At 57.1% G+C, this 23280-nt stretch carries 19 protein-coding genes and 1 pseudogene; 7 read left to right on the forward strand and 13 right to left on the reverse strand.

Features of this window, described 5'->3' with window-relative positions; all coding sequences use genetic code 11:
- Nucleotides 1-563, forward strand: a pseudogene (locus A1355_RS25595) (peptidase); the annotation flags it as partial.
- 93 nt (nucleotides 564-656) lie between these two features.
- On the forward strand, nucleotides 657-866 hold the full coding sequence (tatA, locus tag A1355_RS04635; RefSeq protein WP_064025479.1) for a twin-arginine translocase TatA/TatE family subunit: 210 nt from the start codon (nucleotides 657-659) through the stop codon (nucleotides 864-866).
- A 187-nt stretch (nucleotides 867-1053) separates the two neighbouring features.
- Here the strand turns inward: tatA and A1355_RS04640 are convergent, their stop codons facing one another.
- From A1355_RS04640 to A1355_RS04655, 3 genes are all read right to left on the reverse strand, one after another.
- Nucleotides 1054-3669, reverse strand: a complete 2616-nt coding sequence (locus A1355_RS04640) for a PASTA domain-containing protein (protein WP_082885359.1) — start codon at nucleotides 3667-3669, stop codon at nucleotides 1054-1056.
- A gap of 971 nt (nucleotides 3670-4640) precedes the next feature.
- Complete coding sequence (locus A1355_RS04650) at nucleotides 4641-4850, reverse strand: type II toxin-antitoxin system RelE/ParE family toxin (RefSeq protein WP_197471717.1); 210 nt, start codon at nucleotides 4848-4850, stop codon at nucleotides 4641-4643.
- On the reverse strand, nucleotides 4847-5032 hold the full coding sequence (locus A1355_RS04655) for a hypothetical protein (RefSeq protein WP_064025488.1): 186 nt from the start codon (nucleotides 5030-5032) through the stop codon (nucleotides 4847-4849). Before A1355_RS04655 ends, A1355_RS04650 begins: the two co-directional genes overlap by 4 nt.
- Before the next feature lie 375 nt (nucleotides 5033-5407).
- Between A1355_RS04655 and A1355_RS25995 the strand changes: the two genes are divergently transcribed.
- Nucleotides 5408-5683: a hypothetical protein gene (locus A1355_RS25995; protein ID WP_064025490.1), complete on the forward strand. Its 276-nt coding sequence runs from the start codon at nucleotides 5408-5410 to the stop codon at nucleotides 5681-5683.
- Here A1355_RS25995 and A1355_RS26000 read toward each other — a convergent pair.
- Entirely contained in the window at nucleotides 5680-5949 is a 270-nt protein-coding gene (locus A1355_RS26000; RefSeq protein ID WP_231883557.1) for a hypothetical protein, read from the reverse strand. The genes A1355_RS25995 and A1355_RS26000 overlap by 4 nt on opposite strands.
- A 12-nt stretch (nucleotides 5950-5961) precedes the next feature.
- On the opposite strand from A1355_RS26000, the gene A1355_RS26005 reads away from it, so the two are divergent.
- From A1355_RS26005 to A1355_RS04680, 4 genes are all read left to right on the forward strand, one after another.
- On the forward strand, nucleotides 5962-6105 hold the full coding sequence (locus A1355_RS26005; protein WP_231883558.1) for an RHS repeat domain-containing protein: 144 nt from the start codon (nucleotides 5962-5964) through the stop codon (nucleotides 6103-6105).
- A gap of 91 nt (nucleotides 6106-6196) precedes the next feature.
- Complete coding sequence (locus A1355_RS04670) at nucleotides 6197-8404, forward strand: RHS repeat domain-containing protein (protein WP_197471718.1); 2208 nt, start codon at nucleotides 6197-6199, stop codon at nucleotides 8402-8404.
- A 23-nt stretch (nucleotides 8405-8427) separates the two neighbouring features.
- The gene (locus tag A1355_RS04675; protein ID WP_064025496.1) at nucleotides 8428-8895 is read left to right on the forward strand and encodes a hypothetical protein; all 468 of its coding nucleotides are present in this window, start codon (nucleotides 8428-8430) and stop codon (nucleotides 8893-8895) included.
- A gap of 712 nt (nucleotides 8896-9607) precedes the next feature.
- Complete coding sequence (locus tag A1355_RS04680; protein ID WP_231883559.1) at nucleotides 9608-9997, forward strand: REP-associated tyrosine transposase; 390 nt, start codon at nucleotides 9608-9610, stop codon at nucleotides 9995-9997.
- Nucleotides 9998-10087: 90 nt separating this feature from the next.
- Here A1355_RS04680 and A1355_RS04685 read toward each other — a convergent pair whose 3' ends face one another.
- From A1355_RS04685 to A1355_RS04725, 9 genes are all read right to left on the reverse strand, one after another.
- Entirely contained in the window at nucleotides 10088-10852 is a 765-nt protein-coding gene (locus A1355_RS04685) for a VPLPA-CTERM sorting domain-containing protein (RefSeq protein WP_157197749.1), read from the reverse strand.
- A gap of 387 nt (nucleotides 10853-11239) precedes the next feature.
- Entirely contained in the window at nucleotides 11240-12829 is a 1590-nt protein-coding gene (locus A1355_RS04690) for a hypothetical protein (RefSeq protein ID WP_064025499.1), read from the reverse strand.
- Between the two features lie 177 nt (nucleotides 12830-13006).
- Nucleotides 13007-14368: a lipase family protein gene (locus A1355_RS04695; protein ID WP_082885360.1), complete on the reverse strand. Its 1362-nt coding sequence runs from the start codon at nucleotides 14366-14368 to the stop codon at nucleotides 13007-13009.
- Nucleotides 14352-15575 (reverse strand): hypothetical protein, encoded by a 1224-nt coding sequence (locus tag A1355_RS04700; protein WP_064025503.1) that lies wholly within the window; start codon nucleotides 15573-15575, stop codon nucleotides 14352-14354. The genes A1355_RS04695 and A1355_RS04700 overlap by 17 nt, the downstream gene beginning before the upstream one ends.
- 778 nt (nucleotides 15576-16353) lie before the next feature.
- Nucleotides 16354-16986 carry a glycoside hydrolase family 19 protein gene (locus A1355_RS04705; protein WP_064025504.1) on the reverse strand — a complete coding sequence of 211 codons (633 nt, stop codon included), beginning with the start codon at nucleotides 16984-16986 and terminating at the stop codon, nucleotides 16354-16356.
- 35 nt (nucleotides 16987-17021) lie between these two features.
- Nucleotides 17022-18647, reverse strand: a complete 1626-nt coding sequence (locus tag A1355_RS04710; RefSeq protein WP_064025507.1) for a DUF2235 domain-containing protein — start codon at nucleotides 18645-18647, stop codon at nucleotides 17022-17024.
- 353 nt (nucleotides 18648-19000) lie between these two features.
- Nucleotides 19001-19813 carry a lipase family protein gene (locus A1355_RS04715; RefSeq protein WP_064025509.1) on the reverse strand — a complete coding sequence of 271 codons (813 nt, stop codon included), beginning with the start codon at nucleotides 19811-19813 and terminating at the stop codon, nucleotides 19001-19003.
- A 174-nt stretch (nucleotides 19814-19987) separates the two neighbouring features.
- Nucleotides 19988-22060, reverse strand: a complete 2073-nt coding sequence (locus A1355_RS04720; protein ID WP_064025511.1) for a S8 family serine peptidase — start codon at nucleotides 22058-22060, stop codon at nucleotides 19988-19990.
- Between the two features lie 198 nt (nucleotides 22061-22258).
- A complete protein-coding gene (locus A1355_RS04725; protein ID WP_064025513.1) occupies nucleotides 22259-23140 on the reverse strand; it encodes a hypothetical protein in 882 nt (293 codons plus the stop codon).
- Between the last annotated feature and the right edge of the window lie 140 nt (nucleotides 23141-23280).

Consider the following 23280-nt stretch of genomic DNA (forward strand, 5'->3'; position numbering starts at 1 on the left):
GCGGTGAAACGGTACTATTGGCGCAAGGCCGCGACGGCTTGCGTTTGCCGCTGACGCCCAGCGGGGCCGGCCCGCGTTTCAGCGAAAACGCGATCGGCGACGCGGTCCAGCGCTTGGCCGGCGAAACCAAGGTCGCGGCAGTCAAAATATTGGACGACTACGACAGTTATTACTACCCGCGCCACCATCAAGGCTTGGTCGAAAAACCGCTGCCGGTGGTGCTGGCCGAACTGGACGATGCAGCCGGCAGCCGGGTTTATCTCGATCCACAGGACGGCCAATTGCTGGCCAAGCTGGACCAAAGTCGCCGGGTGTTCCGCTGGCTGTATTCCGGTTTGCATCATTGGGATTTCGGTTGGCTGTATTACCGGCCGTTGTGGGACATCTGGATGCTGACCTGGGTCGGATTTGGCTTGGTGCTGGGGGCCAGCTCGCTGGTGATCGGCTGGAAACGGTTGGTGAAAACCTTGGCGCCGAAGAAGCGCCGGGCCAACGCGGCAGCGCCGGTCGGCAATGCGGCGCCGAGTCCCGCTGCGACCTTGGCAACCGAAACCGCCGATTGAGCGGGCTGATAACGGCACGAGCAGGGTTTTGTGATTGGGGTTCAGCCGTTTGGCCCAGACCCGGCTATCGAATTTTTATAATTGAGGTGAAACATGGGTTTGAGCGTACCGCATTTATTGGTGGTGTTGGCCATCGTGGTCTTGGTGTTCGGCACCAAGCGTTTGAAAACCGTCGGCGCCGATTTGGGCGATGCGATCAAAGGCTTCCGCAAGGCCGTCAAGGAAGCCGAAACCGACCAAGCCGAGCCGTCCGGCGGCTTGTTGAGCTCGGCGGGGGCTGAAGAGCGCGAGTCGGTTCGGTAAGTGAGCGGTAACGGCGGCGGATTTGGCGTATCAGGCGTCGCGCGATCCCCTCGGAACGTCGAAATAGGCGAAATACCGCCGTTTGCTCTATCCGACTCGATACGAATCATTCCGTACGCCTACCGGGCCGCGTTGCACTGGGCTTACGGAATCCGGCGCACCGAACTGTCGGCGTGATGGGGTCTTACTACAATGGCTGACGCGGATTGCCACCACCCCCGCGGCCGCCACCGGTGCCGGTACAGGTCGATACCGATAGTTTTACCGCCGTACCCGGCGCTACGACCGCACCGATGGATGGGCTTGTACTTTGAACCGTACCTGGATCGAGACAGGTGTTTACGTAGGTGATCTCGCCGGAAGCGAGGCCGGCGGCGTTGATGGCATCCATGGCCGAGGAAGCATCCCACGAACGTACATTGGGTACGGTGACTGCACCTAGGGACACGGTGATGTCGATCGGCGTTCTTGTTGCCACCGTGCTTCCGCTTGCCAGACTTTGGGCTATCACCGAACCCACTGATGCGAAGTTGACCTCGCGCGACACATTTCCCACGCGTAAACCGGAATCCGATATTGTCCTACGCGCGGCATCTTCGGATAAGCCCGTGACGTTGGGAACATTGGAGCCGACGGTCCAGGTGAAGGTGATGGTGTCGGATTGATGGTTGGCTGAGGTGACCATCGCGGTGATCTTCGAAGACGTTATCGAGTAGTCGGACGGCGTACCCAATATCCGCCCGTCGGAAGTTGCGTAGAGGCCGCCGGGGAGGCCCGACACCACCCAGGAATAGGGCGCTGTTCCGCCGTCCGCCGTCAACGTTTGGTTTACCGGCGTCCCTGCGATAGTCGTGACATCGCCAGGTGATTGTATGAGGGGGCGGCTGCCATCGCCACCAGCACTGTGCACCGCTCCGCTCGTCAGTACATCGCAGCGGCCGTCGCCGTCGGCGTCCTCTAGCGTGACATCGGCTAAGCGGCTTGGCGACTGTTCCAAAAACACCCAGCGACCGCCAAGCCGCGTCGAGCGATACCACCAAGCCACGCCGGTGGCTATGAAGTCGTCGTCCTGGCCGTCGGCGTCGAAATCGCAACGTTTACGCGCGTCGAACGTGTTGAGCCCGTATATATTTTCCGCCGCCTGCAGTCCCGTTTCCTCCTGGCTCATCGCACCCGGCGATACGCCTCCATTGATCCACTCCCATTGGTCTTGATGCGCGAACACGTTATGTTTTACGTCCATTCCAACCGAGAAGGAGCTTGGCGACTCGGATGCAAGAGCTGGCGTACCGCGCAGCTTGATACCGGTGCCGGCCGTGTAAAGGATGGTGTTGAACTGGATGTCCATCCATTCGCCCGCCAAGCTGCCGAAGCCGTTGTCGCCCCTGCCGTGCATATCGATCTGGTGCGTGTGGTAAATATGGTCGTCGTCCACCACACCGAGTTCGTTAAGCGGGAAGGTTAGCACGCCTAAAACAATGTCCCAGACATTCACGCAATGGAAGTGGACGCCGCCGTGCTGAAGGACTAGATTGCGATAAGCCTTATAGCCCGAACCGTCACGGCCGTCGCCGGCGATGGCGTGGCGGTTCCAATCGAATACGTTAGAGTCGATCAGCGCGTAGGCGCCGTAAGACACTTCCACGCCATAGCCGGCCGCATGACTGCCTCCGTCGATCAGACACATATTTCCGTTGGGGTGCTGATTATGATGAATGTAATTGTCATTTACCCGCACCGTGTCGGCATTGTCCTGGGCGATGCGGTTGTCGGGGTCGCGGATGCTGATACCTTTGCCCCGCCAGTGGTCGATTTCGTTGTGATCGATCTCGACGTTTCGGCTGGAACGGACAACTATCGCGGTAGCCTCGGGCTTGCCAACGGCTGTGAACGGGTCGTCGCTCATTCCGCCATCGAGACGGATGCCGGTGATGCGCACACCGTCACTTTGACCGTCGGCCTTGTCCTTGTCGCCGATGTGCAGTAGTTCGGAAGGAAACGTCCTGGTGTACAGACGGGGGCCCGCATCCCGGACGCTACGATCGCCGATTATCTGTACGCCTGGGGCGACATAAACGCCGTCCAGACCGCTCAGGTCCATGTCGCCCTTGATAATCACGGTTTCGTTCGGTGTCCGTAGGGCCCGCACAAACAGGCGCCGTGAAACCGGATCGTTGCCGAGCAAGGTGATGCTTGGGCGCAATTCGCTGTCGTCGGGTAATGGCTCGGGGTTCCAAGGCTCGACCGCTAACGGAAGCGAAGCCAAGGTACGCGAGCCGGCGCCGTTTACGGCGACCAACGCGACCGTGGTAGTCGTAGCCGGAGTCACACTGACGTGGCCTTGAGTACTCGTGTACGATGCAGTGTTAGCCTGCAGTTGGCTGTCGGCTTGAATCTGGAGGGTTACGCCCATTCCGACACAATAGCTCGAAAGATTGGCCATCCAAGAGACTTCTACAGACTCTCCCCAGACTACGCTAGGTCGAGACAACGTTACCGAGCCGCCGGATAGCCTCAGGCACTCGTTCATGTCGAGGGCTTGGTCGGCGCGGGTTTGCTGCCAGTTTGCGAGTGTACCAATCGCCAAGAGCGTTACTGCGGCGGCACGCCAGGGATTTGGCTTCTTCGTTCTCGAGGTAAACATTTTCATGACGCTCGTCCCCCCGAATTTAAGCTTGCTCAACCGGAAATTATTTCTTTTCACCAGGATTTCTTTAGGTTGATCGGTTGGACAGACTGAATTAACAGGTAGCGGCCACACTCTAATGCAGAGCGGGATAAACCTTGGATGGAAGTAAATCATGATTCCTCCTTCAAAAAATAAGGGGTAATACCCTATGCCGCCCGGACCGTTCTAACTAGTCCAGGATTAAAAACTGTCATTCGATCTGAAAGGTCGTTTGTTCGCGAGCAAGTCCGGCTGCTAACAGAGCTGTACACAGCTTGTCTAATGTTCGAACACGCTTATTAAAAACGTAGTAGCGGCGGCTTTAAGGCAAGCGCCGTAACTCAGTGCGCTCTAGCTTACACAAGGTGTTGTTTGTCAAATATCCTCTGTGTGGGGGGTATTTAATCGTGGGGCCGGCAAGGGTTTTAGGTATTTGAATGGCCTTTGTCGGCCGATGGGGGAGCAGGAACGCAACATTTCCGACTTGTTTTGTCGCGGAACTAAAAATTCGCTAAAACCGGGGAAATATGTCGATTCAACTCAACGTTGTGGTGAATTTCGGCGGGTAGAAAGGAGCATTACGCCGCAGGTAATGTAGTTGTTGAATTTGATAGCCAAATTACAATTGAAGGTTGCCGGGTGACGCCGCTGAATCGCGATGACGCTCGAATAAGCAAGGGTTCGCACGGCGGTACAGCGGATAAATCGCGCGGTGACGTGTCGTAAGGTGGATTCGCGAAGCAATCCACCATTGATGGCTTTTAATTTGCTTGCGCCCTTGCTATGCGGTTGGCTTGGGTTTTGGCGGATTGTCGCTGCGCTCCGAATCCGCCCCACGCCATTCCCATGGAGTTTTGCATGGCGGTGCACTTCGTGGATTGATTTTGGGAGGGGTTGTGCCGAACTATCGACGGAATTTTGTGGCAGGCGGCTGCTATTTCTTCACGATGAACTTGCTGGAACGCCACGGCCGTACCGTGGATCGATTTTATGGTGAGGTCAGGCGTGGCGGAACGCATCGCGGTTCAGCCGTTACCGCTGTAAATCCTCCGGCTTGAAATGTCGCCGTCTATGAATGACGCCGTGGATGTAGATCGTGTCGCCGATCAATTTATATAGGAATACAAACCGATTTCCCGCACATTCTCTTCGCCGATTTCCGGCACCATCCGGCCTAATTTGGGCAACTCCCGCAGCACTTCGATTTTCTCGGTGATGTCCTGTACCACGCGGGCGGCGCAGTGTTTGGAATCGTGGGCAATATACTGGTGGATCAGACGCAAGTCTTCGCGGGCTGGTTTTGACCATACGATCACCACTGCTCGATCTCGCGTTTCAGTTCCTCGTGGCTGATGACCTCGCCTTTTTCGATGGTCTCGCGGCTCTTGCGCAGTTTGTCGATCACGTAGAGGCGATACATGATTTCGTCGATGTCGGCATCGTCGGGCAGATGTCGCAGGGACTCCAGGGCTTCCTGTTTAAGCGATTGCGTTTGCATGATCGGTCTCCTCAGTAAGTGGTAGTGGCTGGTTCGTCGGAACAGGCGAGCTGCTGAAAGCGGCTCTTGAAAGTGAAAAAATCCAATCAACTCCGAACAACGAAATCCATTTGGAGGAAAGAAGGCGATAAATTCGTCCGATTACATTTTGCTAATCGGGCATAGCTCTAATAACAACGTCATAGAGTTTACGAATAATCCATTGCCGAATGCAAATACGCCATAACCCCAGGGGCGTCCAAGGAAGTGGTTTAGAAGCAAAAATCACTCAACGAATAACACTATCGCCAATGCGCCTGCGGACTGATGTTCCATTTCCAAGTCCCCCGGCCAGACGGCAGGCATGGTGCGCGTGATCGGCCGAACGGCAACGTCATGCAGTTCGAGTATTACGCCAACGGCAAGACCTTCCTCCGCACCGACAGCCAGGGCCATAGCTACACCTTCCGCTACAACAAATTCCGCCGGGAAACCACCACCGTGGATGAGCGCGGGAATAGCCAGACCCATTTATTCAACGAATACGGCCAGCCGCTGCAGCAATTGCAAGGCGACGGTTCGCGGCTGGTCTACGAGTACCAGGATACCGCCAACCCGCTCAGCGAAACCCGGCGCCGCGACGCCCTCGGCCACGCGGTGCAATATACTTAATCGGCACCAGCCTGGCCGGCTTCGATGCCCAGGGCAATTACCGCCTGCTGCAACAACAAGTCGCCGAATACGACAACCTCGACCGGCCCATCACCCAGCGCGACACGGCCGGCAACGCCACCCGCACCGTCTACGACGCCACCGGCAACGTCGTCAAAATCACCAACCCGGACGGCTACAGCGTCGGTTTCGAATACGACGCCGCGAATCGGCCGACCCGCGCCTTCGACGCCCAAGGCAACGCCGTCGCTACCGAATACGACCAAGCCGGCCGCCCGGTGAAAACCACCGACCCCAACGGCCTCGTCACCCAATACGCCTACTACGACAAGACCGGCAACGGCCGCCTGAAGCGCCTCACCACCCCCGATGGCCGATACACCGACTACGAATACGACCATAACGGCAACGTCACGCCGTAGCGTCGACAACGGCGGCCGCGAAACCCTGACCGACTACGACGCCCTGGGCCGCCCGGTTAAAACCGTCGGCCCCGTCCACGATGCCTTAGGGTTGGCCGGTATTCGCCAGGTCACCGAAACCCAATACACCGCCCTGGGCGACGTCCAAAAAATCCGCGCCGGCTATCGCACCGCCACCGGCGTCGAAACCCTGACCGATCAGGCCATCTACGCCTACGACGACTTCGGCCGGGTTATCGAACAAACCGACGCTCTCGGCCACACCACCCGCTGGGTCTACGACGCCCACGGCCAGCCCGTCCGCCGCGAGTCCGCCAACGGCCATATCGTCGAATGGGAGTATGACCATAGCCGCAACGGCCTGTTGACCCGGCAAACCGCCAAGCTCAACGCCACCGACCCCGCGCCCCACGTCACCGACTACAGCTATGACGAACTCGGCCAAGTCACCGGCGTCGACGCCCCCGAAGTCAGCTACGACTACAGCTACGACAACGCGCAGCGTCTGGCATCGGTCACCGACAGCCGCGGTGGCAAGACCATCAGCTACCGCCACAGCCCCGGCGGCTTGCTCGACAGCCTGGAAGACAACGAAGGCGGGCGGCAAGACTACCTCTACGACGCCGTCGGCCGCCTCAGCGCCATCCAAAGCGCCGGCGAGCGCATCGATTTCCTGTTCGACGCCGGCGGCCGGCTCCAGGAAACCGCCATGGCCAACGGCTACCGTAGTCTTTACCGTTATAGCGCTGACGGCAACCTGCAGGAACTCATCAACCGCACCGCCGGCGACAACCCCGTCAGCCGCCACCAGTACGGCTACGACAGCCTGGGCCGGCGCAATAGCCACCTGGAAACTATCGCCGGCACGGTCACCGACTACCGCTACCAGTACGATACCCTGGACCGGCTACGCACCGTCTCCACTCAAAACGGTACTACCCTGACGCAGGTCGAAGCCTACGCCTACGACGCCTACGGCAACCGCCGCCAACGCACCGCCCAGGACAGCAGCGTCCGTCGTTACCTTTACGACGCCGCCCAGCAGCTGACCCAAGTTCGCAGCGGTAGCGACACCGGCACGTTGCTGACCAGCTATAGCTACGACAATGCCGGCAACCAAACCCAACGCAGCGGCGGCGTCAATCTCACCCTGGCCTACGACGCGCTGGACCGCCTGGCCTCCGCCAGTGGCGCCGGCCTCGCCGAGAGCTACCGCTACGACCACCAGGGCCGGCGCATCGAAACCGTCAGCAACGGCACCCCGACCCGCTTCGTCTACAGCGGCCGGGACATCCTCAGCGAATACGGCGCCAACTGGAACGCCGCTCAGGCCCATTACGCCTACGCCGGCCTCGACCAGCCGCTGCTTAGAAACACGCCCAGCGGCAACGCCTACTACCACGCCGACGGCCTGGGTTCGGTGGTCGCCACCAGCAATGCCGCCGGCGCCGTGACCGCCAGTGCGCGATACGACGCCTTCGGCCAGACTCTGGCCAAAACCGGCACGATACCCCGCTATGGCTACGCCGGCCGCGAGCCGGATCAAACTGGCCTGATATACTACCGGGCGCGCACCTACGACCCCGGCCTCGGCCGCTTCGGCCAGCGCGACCCGGCGGGCTTTGCCGATGGGATTAATCCTTATGCGTATGTGGGGAATAATCCGATTAGTTTTAGTGATCCGTTGGGGTTGTCGAAACAGTTGCCGAGTATTTGGACTGCATCAACCTATCCGGGCAGTAGTCAGGTTATTAGCTTGAATGCGCCATCGGGATTAAGTTCAACGAAAGCCGGGGGGATTGCCAGTTCAGGTTCGGCGCTTGCTATCGCAGGAGCAATCGCTAGATCACCCGTCAGTGGGCCTGGTGATTATTTAATGGCTGCGGCGATAATTGCTACAACAGCCTATAATGCTGAAAAAAACTCATCGAATACAAGGCCATCTGAAGATAATACAAAAGTTTATTTAACATATACTAGAGAGAATCCAGTCACGCATCAAATATATTCTGGAAGGACAAGTGGCTATTCATATGAATCAACCCAACAAATTCTTAATCGACGAGCGCAAGGGCAACCTTTATTAAATACCGAGGGTTTTTCTGCGCCAGTTTTAGATAAATCTTCAACAAGCTACTTCGCTATTCGAGGAAGAGAACAAATGCTCATTGAGGCAAATGGTGGCGCACAAAGTGCTGGTGGCACTTCGAGAAACATGATTAATGGGATAAGTCCGATAAACCCATTGGGTCCAACGTATCGAAGTTCTGCAATTTACGAATTTGGAGCCGTCCGATAACTTTCTTATTTTTATAATTTCCAATGAAAAAAGAATCTAGTAACATTGATAAATATAATGAAGAAAAGGCATTTTTAGGTTTTTATTTTGATAATTTTTTACCAAGCTTGAATTTTTCACCAGAAAATCATCCGATATCAGTGCTGGAAGAACTAGAAAAAAAATCTATGTCCCAAGCGCGAAAAGGGCTAGAAATGGCGATTCATGATGTTCTGGAAATGACAAGTCACATGGCTCTTGAACAAGTTGCCAAGGTAGATTCCGTGCTGGTATCTCACGCAATTTTATCTTTGACAAAAATGCGGGTTAGATACTCACGGAAATATGCTAGTGTTTTAAAAAGAGGAAGGATTAATAACGATGTAGAGTATTACCTACTCAAAGGTATTGCAGATGATGCTTATAATGAATTAGAGCTACCCGTAGCTCAAAAAACGCAGTTTATGATTGAAGAATATGAAAAAGCTAAAAATGACGGGGTCAGGTCTTGAAATATAGCCAAGTACCGCGATACGGTGCGCTAAATCCTGGACCGATAGGATGCTGCCGTTAGGCGCATCGATCGCGACCGTTGCGCCTTGCCGCTGGCTCAGCCAAGGAGGGTACGCACCGCGTACCTCTTTGGCGTGTGACCTATCGAAAACCTCGAAAATGGTATGCGGTGCATACCCTACGTTGCTCCCAGGGCCGTAGGGCGGATCAATTTTGTGACGGGGCGTAAGGTGGATTCGCCGATAGGCAATCCACCATCGATTTCCCTCGTTCCCACGCGCCATGTTGGAACGCCGGGCTTGACCGCGCGACGGTCATCATCACTACGAGCCTACGGCCGTACAGCCAAGTAGGGTACGCACCGCGTACCTTTTTGGCGTTTGATCCATCGAAAACCTCGAAAATGGTATGCGGTGCATACCCTACGTTGCTGCAAGATGCGGCTGATGGTATGCCGCCCGTTTCCGGGCCAACGGCGGGAGCCAATGGCCGTATGGCGGATACGTCCGTACAGCGGATAAATCGCGCGGTGACGTGTCGTAAGGTGGATTCGCGAAGCAATCCACCATTGATGGCTTTGAATTTGCTCGCGCCCTTGCTATGCGGTTGGCTTGGGTTTTGGCGGATTGTCGCTGCGCTCCGAATCCGCCCTACGCCATTCCTATGGAGTTGCATGGCGGTGTACTTCATGGATTGATTTTGGGAGGGGGCGTGCCGAACTATCGACGGAATTTTGTGGCAGGCGGCTGCTATTTCTTCACGGTGAACTTGCTGGAACGCCAACGGACGTTGTTAACCGATCACATCGATTTGCTACGCGACGCGGTGCGTAGGGTCAAAAGGCGGTATCCGTTTCATATCGACGCCTGGGTGGTGCTTCCGGACCATATGACCTTGCCGCCCGATACCGACGATTTTCCCGTGCGTTTGCGCTTGATGAAATTGTTGTTTGCCAAAGGATTGCCGCGCACCGAACGTCTATCGGCCACGCGCCGTAAACGCCGCGAGCGCGGTGTTTGGCAAAGACGCTATTGGGAACATACCGTCATCGACGAATTGGACTATGTCCGGCATATTGATTACGTGCACGTCAACGCATAAGGCGGAACACAACATGGTTTCGCCGGATGCCGGCTTCGATTGCGAATGACGGTTGAATTGGCCGGCTTTCGCGTCGGTTTGGCGGAACGCCTACCGGCTACGCGGGCTAAAACGGCGCACAACACCACCCCAGGCTAAGCCGCTTAACAAAAGCAACCACGCTGCGGGCACGGGAACCGGCATCACACCGTAAGTGATGCGAGACACATCCCAACCCGACCATGCCTTCACGGTGCCGCCCATGTATCTATTACCTCCGGTCAAAGTTACGCTGGAAAAGGGGGTGTCCGAAACCAAGCCCAGAAATGCGCGTTGGTTCGAGCCGGTCAAATCTCCATACGAATTTATGCCATTTGTCGAAGCGGAAACACCGGCCACATCAGTGCTGATATTGAAGGTTGAATTCAAGGCAATTACTACACTGACTCCGAATGAATTAATCGGGGTTGAAAATGTGAGTGTGACGGAATCGTTGCGTTGAGTTAAGCCGCCCGGTTGGAATGCCGTGCCGTCGCCTGGAGGGGTCAACACAGGGTTGAAACCCGACCAGGCATTGTTGACAACCTGCCCCGTCGTATCGTTTGGCAAGTTAGGATTGGCACGATTAAAGATACTAAAGGCATAGGTAATGCCATTGATGATGTCACCTGAATGAATAGTGCCAACCGGCATATTGGCTAATTCATTGACGACCATGGTTTGATTGGCGGTGGCATCGGTGAATCTGGCGCTGACGGGTAGGTAAGGATTATTAGAGACTATGTTGTAGTTTGAGAACGTTGTCACTGCTGCCGTTGCGGTATCACTAATGGCAACAACCGCGACTGCCATTGAAAATAAAATTCCTGTTTTCATAAATTCTCCTAGCGTTGATTTTCAGGCGTTAAATCCGTATTTAGCCTATCAATTGCCCTGATCTCTTAGCTTCACATTAGATTAGGAAGGCATTGATGAGGCAATTTGTGATCCACTTTGCCCTGTCGGCGGTGCTAGATTTCGAAGTTTGAATATTCATGTTTCATTGACCTCGCAAGCACATTTCCAAGCATAAAGTTGCTGGAAAGTGCTCGAACGGTATCAAAGAAACGTAAATTTAAGCTTAAAGTACCTTGCTCTTTACGAGGTAATTTTTCGATGGCAAGTAACCCTTGGGTCAATCGCAAACCCGATGTCGGTTTAATATCAATTTTTGGACATAAGCAAAACTGGAGGACGTGTTACCGATGGGCCGGAATCCTCCCTTCACCGCCACCCCGAAACCACAAACCGTAATTTCCCGGTAATACCCGGCGCTTTTTTGGCGACGGTGGGAATCGGGATTTCGACGGTCAGCGAGCCGCCGGCTTGGATAGCTTCGTGTTCGTCTTGGGTGATAAGCCGAACGTCGGTCGGTTTGGATTTGGCTTGGCTCCAGTGCCATGCGACTTGTTGGCCTGGAGTGATGGCGATGATCGCTGTGTCGCTGAACAGGCGGGCGCCTTCGACGTGGGAGTCGAACAGCCAGCCGTCCACCAGGTATTCCTGCACGCCGATGCCCAGTGTGACGGCATAGGTCAGCGTGTTGTCGGTTTGATCGACCTTGGCCCAGTTGGCCAGGAACACGCTGGACAGATACACGCTGCGTTTCTGGTGTTTGACGATCTCGCCGTGGCCGCGAATTGCCGCCGAATCTTCCTCGGCGGTGCGGCGGGTCAGCAGGCCGCGCATTTTACGCGGGGCGGCTTGCAGTTCGAAGTAGTAGTCGGCCTCGACTTTATCCGCCTGACCTTGCAAGGATTCGGGCAGCGTGACGCCGGCGACGTCGAACCAGATGTCGACCTTCAGATTGCCGAACAGAAAGCGGGTGAGGTTTTGAAACGCTTCCTCGGAATTGACGATGCCGAAATAGCCGGAATGCGAGCGGTAGGTGTAGGCCTTGGGGCAGGGCAAGGTTTGGCCGGCGCGGTCTTGACCGGTCAACACCGCGTTGGCGACCTTGACTAGGCCGTCGCTGCCGTGGCCGGAAAACATCCGCGACAAGCCGGCGGCGACGTTGTAATCGGCGCGGTTGCTGCCGACCATGCAGAAAAAGCGCTCCGGCGGAAAGTGCCGGAGCAGATCGACGCGTTCTTCAGCCAGGTACTCGCTATCCTTGTCGAGATTGAGATATTCGGCCATGCGTGGCCGACTGAAATTGTTCATGTCCGCCGTTTTCAACCAGTCGGGTACGTTGACGCCGGCCAGTTCGATGCCGTTGTGCGGGGTAGCGTAGGTGAAGACTTTATCCACCCAGGCGCGGGTTTGGGCATCGCCCAGCGCCGGATTCTGCAAGAAGGCCCGGCACACCAGACCGCCCATCGAGTGGGCAACCAAATAGCATTTGAAGTCGGTGTCCGCGATCGCTTGGCCGGCTTCGTCGCGCGCCAGGTCTCGGACGCGCTGGATCAGTTTCCCCAGGCCCTCGGCATAGGTTTCGATCGGCGAGGATTTACCGCTACCCAGCAGGCTGGAGCCGTCGTCGTAGTAGCGGTACACCACTACCGAGCGGTAGGGGATGGTTTTGTCTTTCGGCCAGTCCCGGTCCATGATGTCCAAGCCTTCGTCGTAGACGTCGGCGTAACCAAAATCCGAAATCAAGCGGACCACCGGCGATTCGAAAATGAATTTCCGGGCCTTGGTATCTTTATCGCCAGTACCGGCGCGGACCACGGTGGAGCCGGCGTTGAAACCGCAAAACGGATCGGCGGCGGTTTCGTCGCGTTCGGATTCGGACATCGCATAGCCGCGCACATAGATGATCGGATGGGCGGCGGGGGCGACGGCTTGTTGCAGGGCTTTGGCGGTGTCGGACATGGTTGAGGCTCCGTGATTCAATGTCGGGTGGTGGTCGTTGGCTTCGAGTTTCGGTTTATTGTTCCCTCGCCCCTCCGAGGCTGTCGTATTAGTCAAAATACAACCCTCTCCTCGCGGGAGAGGGCAGGGTGAGGGAATTAAAACAATGCGTTACCGGGCAGACTGACTTTCCTGGCCTCAGTGCCCGCCGGCACAGTCGTCGCGCTTGCCCAACAACTGCATCGCGATCAATTTGCGGTAGCTGGTGGCGTGGTGTTGCAACAGGATGTCCGGGCGGTCGCCGATGGTGTAGCAATCGCCGCCCTTGGTCAGACCGAACACCGGGATCAGTTGGCCAGCCAGCGTGTAGTTCAGCGACTTGGGTTTTAGATCCGGCAGCTCGATCGCGGTATCGCCAAAGTAGCGCTCAACGGAGGCGGCGATGCCGGTTTCCTCGAAATCGTCGGCCAGGTGGCCGGTAAACACTTCGGCTATCGATCCGCGGATGGCGTTTTTGGCGCTGGTGACGGCATCGATGACATGGTCCAGCGGCCCGCCGACGCTGACGTTGTCTTCTTCGACGAATTCGGCGACTTCCGAGACGGTTTCCAGACTGAGAGGCACTTGCGGGACCGGGTCTCTGTCGTTGTTGATGACATAAGCGGTTTCGGCGGCGATACGGGCGAAATCCTGGGAAAATTGCAGATTGCCGGGCTTGGGCTGGGCAAACAGATAGGATTTCAGCGCCGGCTTGGCAGTGAACGCCAGTTGGTAGGGATTGCGCTCGTCGTTGGTGGCGTAATACAAAAAGGCGTGAATCAGCGTGGCGACCGCCGCGCCCTGACTGTGGCCGGTCACCGTGATTTTGGTAATCGCTTGTTGCGCCAGTCGCTGTTGTAGTTGCGTCAGGATACCTCGCTCGGGATCGAACAACAGCGAAAACGCGGCGTAACCGAAACCCAGGTGAACTTCGGCGTCCGGGGTGGCGGCGAACACGATGGGTAGTGGTTTATTCTCGGGGTACTCGACGCCGGCGTAGGCGGGGATGGTCGTCGCGTAAGCGTCCGCCAGGATGCTGCGCCGTTCGCCGACCGTGCCGCGTATCGCAATCGCGACATGGCCGGGATCGCTGGTCGATTGCGCCAACAGCCAAGCGTTGTTCAACGGTTTCAGACCGTTGGTCTTGATGTCGTTGGGGTTGTCGCCGTGCCCGTCCCACGGCCAGATCCGGTTCCATTCGGTGTTGCCGGGCTGGCGGCTGTCGTAGGCCAGTTGCCAGCCGGCCGGCTTGGCTCGGTATTGATGGTTGGGGTCGGGCAAATTGGGATTGTTGCGGTCGTCCTGGTTGTTCAGTTCTATGCAAAGCTCCAGCAACGAAGCGGCTTCGGTGGCGTCGAAGCCGCCCCAGGCCGGCCTTACCGGCGGCAGGCCGCTGTCTCGGAGTTGTTGATAGGCTTCTAGCGAATAATTTGTCGGCATCGTCGTGCATCCGGTAATGATGAATGGAATCAGGGCCAAACCCAGCTTGTGGGCAGTGCAGGCGTTATGGCGTCGTGGCATGGGCTTCTCCGGCTTGGGCTTTTACGCACCATTGGGCGCGCTCGGTGACGTGGCGGGCGACGACGCCTGCGGCGGTTTCCACCAGTTTGGCGACCGCTTCGTTGTTCAACGCGCCCCAGGACCCGCCGCGAATGGCCTTGCCGACCGCGCCGGCCACACTGGCTTCGGCTTTACGGGCATGGGCCTCGATTTCTTGGAAGCCGGCTTCGTCGATGCTGATGTCGGCGGATGTACCGGCGCGGCGGTCGTAAACCCAGTGCACCGGTTTGCTGAAATCAATGACGTAATCGGTCAAGCTGGCGGCGGCGTTGGTATTCGGCAGCACCGGCAACGGCGCGTAATGGTCGCGGACGGCTTCCAGGGCGATGCGCAAGGTGTCGGCGGCGACTTGGCTGTGGTCGATGCTGACGTGTGTGCCGGTTTCGACGATGCCCGGAAAGCCGTATTGGGTGCCGTCGCGACCGACGAAGCCGGGACTTTTTTGGGCCAGTTTGCCTGTCGATTTGGCAAGTTGCTTGTTGACCAGGTTCAAAACCTTATCCAAGCGAGGATCGTCGGCTTTCAGCTTTAACAGCGACGCGGCTTGCCGCTGCAATTCGGTTTGCTCGGCGGGGTCTTGGATGATTTGCGAAACCAGTTGCGCGCCGCCTTTTTTAAAATAGGCCTTTAGATATTCTTCTTCGAGCTTCAGGGCTTGCCGGGTGTCGGCTTCCAGAAATTCCTTTTCTGTATTGACCCGCTGTTTAAAGCGTTTGCGATGTTCGGCCAGATCGTCCTTGATTTTTTGGGCCAGACCGGCCGGGCCTTCCAGGTGCGGCGAGGTCGTCAGCTTGTCCAGCAGATCGGCTATCAGCGATTGCTTGCCCAGCAGATTGCGGTCGTCCAAGCCGCCCAGTGTGTCGAGTTTGGCTTTGAGTTCGTCGGTTTTCTCTTCAACTTCGCCGAGTACCTTGGCCAAGCCGGGTTCGAGGCGCGACGTCAACGGCGCCATGCAGCCCACGAAGTGGGCGGCGTCGATATTGAATTCCGGCTTGGGCAGCGTCAGGTTCAAGGCCTCTAGTTTGTCCTTGATTTTCTCGAATGCCGGCAATTGGCCTAACGTGGTCAGTGGCGCCTTCGGCGCATCGGCACAGCCGGCGATCAGGCCGGTGGACAGGGCCAGCAGCCAGGGTAGCAGTCGTGAAGCGTTGATGTTTGAGTGGTCCATGGTTTGTCCTCATTGGCGTGAGTCATTTTTATGTTCGGCAACCGTTCAGGCCGTTGCCGTGTCCGTTCCGGCGCGCTTGCACCTTGTGTCATCAACCGCGCCGCGTCTGGTTTCCGCGCGGATCGAGTATAGAAGCAATATCAAAAACTGTTAGGTGGCTCACATTTAAATTGGTGCGCCGGTCAGAGTCGCGGCTCATCGGGAAGCGCCACCACCAAGCTGGAGTCGCAAACCTAGGTTTGCACTCCGGAGCGAGCCTTACAGGCGCTTTCCCTGGTCTGGCTGTTGCCTAGGGTGCATGTTGCCGAGACTCTTTTGTCGCAATTCCGGCGCCGGACACCTTTGATTGCACCTGCTATAAGCGCCGAAAGTGGGTGCTTCTCCGGCAAACTGGCGTTGCAAACCTAGGTTTGCACTCCGGCGTGTGCGTTACAGGCGCTCCCAGACCTGTTTCGATTAAACCCGCGTTGGTGGGGCGCCGTCGCTTAAATCCATAATAGGAGGCGGTTTAGCGGAGGCTGCAAGCATATGCTCCGCCGGACGCCCCGGATCGAGACTGAAGCCGGTCCTACAGTCGCCGATGTAACAAGTGTTGGCCGAGACTGGGCGAAAGCCGAGATTTAACCTCACCAACCGTTTGCTGAGCGAAGCCGAAGCGGATTTCGGTTTCGCTCAGTCCACCGGCTCATGGATGCGATTTCGACCAGGGCTTGCCGCCTAACGCTTCAAACAGCCCGGCTCGCCGAGTGGGCGAGCCACGCGCCATGCAATTTTTCGCCTATTGCACCAACGGCTTGATGGTCCGATACAAAGCCAAGCGATCCTGCAAGCCGGCGGTGCCGCCGTTGATTTTCTTGGTGATCGCGGTGAAGTCCTCGATGTCGTTGTCGTCGGTTTGGTCGTCGGCCAAGGCATTCAAACCGTGGCCGAACCAAAAGTAGGCGGCGCTCAAAGCCGCCCATTTCGGTTCGATCAACAATTCCGGTTGCGCGAGCAAATCCACGCCCAAGGCCTTGCCGACATCGGCGTAATTGCTGCGGCCGGTGATTTGAATCAAGCCCCGGCCGCGAAACCGGTAGCCGTCGCCGGAGCTTTCCGGGCCGTTGCCGATCCGGTTGGCGTAAATGTAATTGGCTAGCTTTTCTTCGTTGGCGACATAGGGCGCGGCGACGGCTTCGGTCGGAAAGCGCTTGGGCCAAACTGCTACCAGCCGCGCGGCGGTTTTGTAGAACAGGCCTTCCGTCAAGCGGTTGAATTGACCGGATTCGTGGCCGGTCTGGGCCAGAAAGCAGGCGATGCGGCCGGGATTGTTGATTTGAAATTGCTCCATGGCCGGGTTCAACGCCGCCGCCCAGGTATCGGGCGACTTACATTGCGGCAGCGCGGATTTGATTAGGTTGGCATCTATCATGGGTCACCTCCGTACGAGTATTCTTGGCTGGGACTTCACGGTTGAGCGCTGTTTTTTTGCGCCGTGAGGACGAGTTTTATCAAGGTCGCCATGTCCTGGCAGGTTTGATCCAGTTTATTGAGCAAGGAATTGCGCCGGTAATACAGCGCCGCCAACGTGCCGAGCATCAGCAGAGAAATCCAGCCGTGGACTTCCACCACGTAGCGGATAAAGTTTTCGAAGAATACCGGTGTCAGATAACGCAGCAAATCCGAAATCGAGCCGCTGAAGCCGCCGCTGGTCAGGTTGGTTACCGAATCGGGCGGATAGACCCACATAAACCACGACGCTAGGATGATCGCCATCGTCAGTTCCGAGAACCAGACGTACAAGTGTTTCCTGGCGTTAATGACGGCGTCGGCCTCGGCGCTAAGTTGCTGCCAAGCGGCGGATTTTGCCGAGGTATCCACGGTCAGTACCACCTTGGAGGCGGCCGCCGCAGGCGGATTGTTTGCGTCGAACACATGGTCTACCACATTGAATTTAGGCGGCAGGCCATCGGGTGCATAGGCCTCGCTGACTTCCAGGATTTTTCGGAACGCACTGCGGTGAATGGCGATGTCGGCGTCGTTTTTAAGCAGCCACTTGCCGGTTTTGGAATCTTTGGATAACTCGGCCAAATTGCGCGGTCCGTAGCGGTAATACATCGCCAAGCCGTCGCGCGAATCGTAGAGTTTGTCGTAAATGTTGGCGCCGTCCCGATAGCTTGCCAACACGTCGTCGTAGATAACCAAGCCGTGGGCCATGGCTTTTTCCAGCATCCAGACCAAGGCCACGTCGGACATGCCGGTGCGCGGGTAGCCGCCGCCGACGTTGGAATGCACTCCGGCAAACCAGACTTGCTCGACGTAATGGTCGTAGCCGCGCTCGTCCCAAACCAAGGGATGAAAGGTTTCCCGATCGTCGTCGATGGCGATCGCGTGATAGGCATTTTGGATGGCGTTATTCAGTTTGTAATCGTAAAAGCTATGCTTCCACCACGGGCTATGATCGGTTAACCAGTCCATGCTTCGACCGAAGCCTTGCAGCAGAACGCTGAAGTCCTTAGGAAAGCCCAACGCGGACACGGTATCCCAAACGCCGACGAAATGGATTTTCAGGTTGCCGTCGGGTGCGTGGTTTGGATCTTGGAACGCGAATTGTTTTTTGAACTGCTGGTGTTGGTTCGGATTACCGGTGCCGTAGCAGGTCATGGCTTGCTTGACCAAGCCCGATAGCACCGCGGAATCGATCGAGCCGTCCGTCTTTAAGAAGTGTTTGGGATCGATCAAGCCGCAAGCGTTTAAAAATCCGGCAAAGGCGCGCACGGTCGCCGCGCCGCGGCTGAAACCGAATAAAAAGATGTTGTCGCCGGGTACGTAGCATCTGGCCAGGAAGTGGTACAGATGGAGCACGTTTTTTTGAAAACCGAAACCGAATGCGCCGGACATCGCGGTCCAGTATTTGTTTTTGCTGGTGTCGCTCTTGTCGGTGCCGACCCCTTGGTCGTAAAACGTGAATTGATGAGCCTTGCCGCTGGTGACGTCCACGGCCTTATAGGTTTTGTACACGTTGCTGTCGCTACCATACCCGCCTTTGTTGCCAGTGCCGTCCGAGCACAGCACGATATTTTTATTGCTCATGGAATACCTCTCTTGAAATTGGCGAAGAGCTTGTTTTTATTATTCAAACACCGAGATAAATGGCTCTCGGCCCTAACGCTTGTTACCTCGGCAGTTTAGTTCAGCGCGGAAAAAACGCCTTGTCGGGCCGATGATCGAATGCCGATTTTTCATTCGGCCCGCAACACAGGCCAACGGCTATTTTTAAGTTCAAGGTTTATTTAGGGTTATTAACCCGGCCCTTGAATACCGTTCGCCCCGAGTCCTTCGGCTGCACTCAGGAGAGCCCTGTCGAAGGGCATGCCAGCCGAGCTCCGCCCGAACGCATACCTGTGATAAATAGCGCCGGGTTAATAACGCCGACCGGCCCCGCCTTATAAATTCTTCTCGATGTTTTGAATATAGTGATCGATAAAATGATGCTCGATAAAGGATGGAATTAAATCCAGTTTCTGGTTTAGCGAGCCTTTAATCCGCTCCATGAATTTAAACCAGTAACCGACATCCTCGTGTAATTTGCCTTCCGAATCGAAGAAGCGAATGCTGCCGCCTTCCTGGTATTGGTTTAGCCGGTCCGGCACGCGCGGCACGATGTCGTTATCGTTAACGAAGCGGAAATAGCGCGGCTTCAAGGCTTGGTCAAGCTCGCCGACAAAGCGGCGATCGCCGACCCGAGGTTGGCCGAAGGTGTACAAGCCGTTGATCGATTTGTAGATGCGTTGATCGATTTCCAGACTCAAGCGCGCGGCGGCCAGCACCGCCAACGCGCCGCCCAGGCTATGCCCGGTCAGCCATAGCGATTGCCCGTACTGGTGCACGTTTTCCAGCGTTTCGATCAAGGTATCCCAAATCACGTCGAGGGCATCGTCGAAGCCGGTGTGAATGTGGCCGTGTGGCGTCACGCGAAACGCCATCTTGGCGTCGGTACACCAGTCGTCCGGCACTTTCTCGGTGCCGCGAAACGCGATCACAATCGCACTGCCGCTGTGGGCGATAAAAGCTTGAGTATCCTGGCGCGAACCGGGAATCTTGCTGCCGTCGATGAAGCGGCCGTTAAAGCCTTGTACCGACAGTTTGTTCAAGACTTCGGCTTCGCCGGCATAGGCCAGCTTCGACGCCAGGGCCAGCGCATAGGCGTTCGGCAGCGAAAATTGGGTGTTGTTGGGTTCGATGCTGAGTTGTTTCATCTGATGTCCTCCGTTTGATTACAAAAAAGCCAGTGGCCTTGTCGGCGTGAGCTATTGGGTACCGACGCCGGCCGGGAGGCGGGTGGCTGAACTGTGCATCCTGCCCTTTATTCGCGCTACCCCAAGCCGTTGCCGCTAGGATAAAGCGTCGTCGCGCGAGCCAAAGTGACCTAATCAACTTGATTTTCCCTTAACGCGCTTGGGTTTACCGGCCGGGCCAGCCGCCGCGATTGCCGACAAGTTCCGACTCGGGTGCGCGAATACTAGCTCAATGCCAAACGACACCAGCGTGCCGATGTCTCTGGGCGCCTTGTCCTCGATGTGCAAGGTCCAAGTCCCCGAGCAATCCTTGTCCAACAACTTAGCCAGATCGGGCGCGACGCTTTTGTCGTAAGTCCGCTTTAGATTTTTGGTCGCGCCGCCGGCTCGATTGTGCAACACGATCGGCTTCACGCCGGTGCCGGCCGGCGGCAGCACCGCGACTAGCAGATCGCCGATGTAGCTATGCTTGATGTCCACCGATACCGCGATGGCTTCCATCGGCGAGTTGTCGGCGACCGCCAGCGTGAACTCAACCGTTCGCAGGTCCGGTATCGGCGCGTCGAAGACTCGGCTGACCTTGACGCTATTACGGGGTTGCGGCTTCGCCAGATTGACGGCGGTCAGCGCGTTCAAGCGGCCGTAACCGTATTTGGGACTATGGCCGTTGGCATCGTAGTTGCCTTGTTGCGGATCGATCCGGTCGCAGGCGCGTTTGAACAACTCCTTGACCTCGAACCACTTTAGATTGGGGTTGACCGCCAGTACCAAAGCCGCGACGCCGGCCGCGCCGGGGCAGGCGCTGGAAGTACCGCCGAAGCTGTTGGTGAAACTGCCGCCGACATCGCCGTCCGCGACGTTGCCGGCGTTGTAACCTTTGCCGCCGAGCCGGTCGGTGGTCCAAATGCCCGGCGTCAGCGGTTCCGGATGGCTTAATTGCGCCAGCCCCAAGTCGCTGCTCGGGAAAGCGCACCACACCGCGTTGCCGAAATCGCTGTAAACGCTGCGTTTGCCTTGGTCGTTGCAGGCCGCGACGGCCATCAGTTTGTCGTAACTGGCATAACCGTCGTTATCGACCGACTCGTTGCCGTTGCCGGCGGCGAACAGAATCACGCAGCCCTTGCCGCTGCGGCCGTTGGTCACGGCGTAGTCGATCGCCAATTTGGTACTGGCCGGCAGGCGGGTGATTTGCTGGTGCGCCGGATCGCCGAGGTTCCACCACTCGCCGTCGGCCGGTCCCCAACTGCAAGAAATCACGTCCGCGCCGTGATCGGCGGCCCATTTGAAGGCGTTGGCCTCCTCGATCGAGCCCAGGCCGGACGCCAGCCGAATCGGCATCAACCGGGCGTTGGGGGCAACGCCCGACGCGCCGAGCGTGCCGTTCGCGCAGGCGACGCCGGCGCAGGCGGTGCCGTGGTCGTCCGGAAAGCCCTTGTCCTTGGGCCTGGGGTCGCCGGTCTTGCTGGTGACATCCCTGGGCGCCACCACTTTACCGGTGCCGGAAAACTCCGGGTGATCGATGTCCACGCCGTCGTCGATCAGGGCGATCGTCACGCCGTCGCCGAGGGTCAGGGTATGAGCGGCTTCGACGTTGGCATGGGCGTCGATGGTCACACCGTTCACGTTGGTTTTTTTCAAATGCCATTGTTGCGGGAAAATGCTTTTCCGGGTGCGCGGCCGGATCAGTTCGGGATGGCAATACTCCACGTCGTCACGTTGCAACAGCTCGTTGGCAATATCGAATACCTTCTGCCCGGTGCCTTCGACAGCGCCGACGAAGTAGGCGTTGGTGGCGTAGCTGACTTGTTCCTTGATCCGCAAACCGAGGCCGGTCAAAAGCGCGCTACAGTCGTCCGGGTCGGCGCTATCGACGAATTTGACGAACAAGTTTTCGGTGTACAACACCGGCTCGCGGGTGCCGGGATCGATCAACACCCCACCGGCGAAGCGCACGTCCGGCGCCGCGCGCAGGGCGGCTTTCCGCTCGCCGAGCGAGCGCGTCGGCGGCACTCGATACACCTCGACGCCGACGTCGGGGTAGGCCGCCACCAACACGCCATCATTCAACTGAGCCGAATTGGGGTTGGGCACGGCGCCTCTGCTTTGAGTGATCGATCGGCCGCTCCGGGTCCGCACCGCGATTAAATCGTCGCCGGCTTCCAGATCGAATCCGGGCTCGTTTTTACTGCCGAAGTGGATGGTGGGCATGGTGGACTCCTGGAAAAGAAATTTGCGTTAACGCATTGCTACGGCTGACACCGAGAGGATTTTTGATTGCTTATCGAAACGCAGCCTTTGAAAAGGTAAAGCAGGCGGCGATGGGCGTTCCGCCGGTTCATCAATCAAATCGCGCGGTGGAAACGCTAGCCGCTGAAGTATTCCGTTTTGCCAGAGCTGGTTTTTTCGTTACTTCGACACAAACTCCACCGTGTTCAGATCAACTTGTATCCTAATCTGATTATTGACCTGCTCCAGCACCTGACTGAGCCGGCTCTTGAGTCGGCCGCCGTGGCTGATATGGGCAATCAACTGGTCGTCCTCTCTCGGCAATTCCGCCAGAAAATCGTCAAGGTCGCGGCCCGGCTCGAATTCGCCGCCGGCCCAGCGCAAGGCGTCTACGCAGCGCCGGAAAATCTTCGGATAAATCAAACTGCCTTGCTCGGGCTCCAGATCCTCCAGACGGGTAACGGTAAACCGCTTGGTTCGGTCCAATTTCCAGAGCCCTAATTTGGCAGTCTTGGCTTTCTTATAAGTGGCGATCAACTTGGACTGAATATCGAACGATAGTCCGCCCGAATACAGACCCAAGTATGTAAGTCCGGTTTTGACGGCGTGATAGTTGTAGGTTTTGCCGAGCAGGGCTTCGGTGAGTTTTATATCGGCGCCGTCATCGTCGTCCAGTTCACGCAGCACGAAGGCGATAGGTCTGCCGTGGCCTTCGAAGCCGTCGCACAGTATGGCCGCCTCGGTTTCCCACGCGAAGCCGCTGGGCGCGACACTCCAGTTCCATTCCGCTGGATCGACACCCAGCCACCTCAAAAGCCCGTTGCGGCTCTCGATGCCATGCGGTTGCGCCGCACCGCCGTAATGCAGCTCCGGCGTATCGATGGCCTGAAAACGGAGTTGATAACTCTCCTCGCCGCCGGCCACACTGGGCGGCGAGAAGTGCGGCAGTCCCTCGAACAGCGACATGTCGTTGGCAATAAAACGCATGCTGTCCCCATCCGGCGACTGCCGCTGCCGAACAACCAGACGGCCTTTGATTAAACGATAGAAACCTAATGACATGATGAGCCTCTTTGTAGTTGGTTAGCATGGCCGTAGGGCGGATACCGACAGGCGGTCCGCTAATGTGTGGAACGTATCGTTTGGTGGAACCGCTGACGCGTTCCACCTCATGGGTTAATTGCTAGGAGCCTGTCGGACTT

The sequence above is a fragment of the Methylomonas koyamae genome (assembly GCF_001644025.1).
Classification (GTDB): domain Bacteria; phylum Pseudomonadota; class Gammaproteobacteria; order Methylococcales; family Methylomonadaceae; genus Methylomonas; species Methylomonas koyamae_A.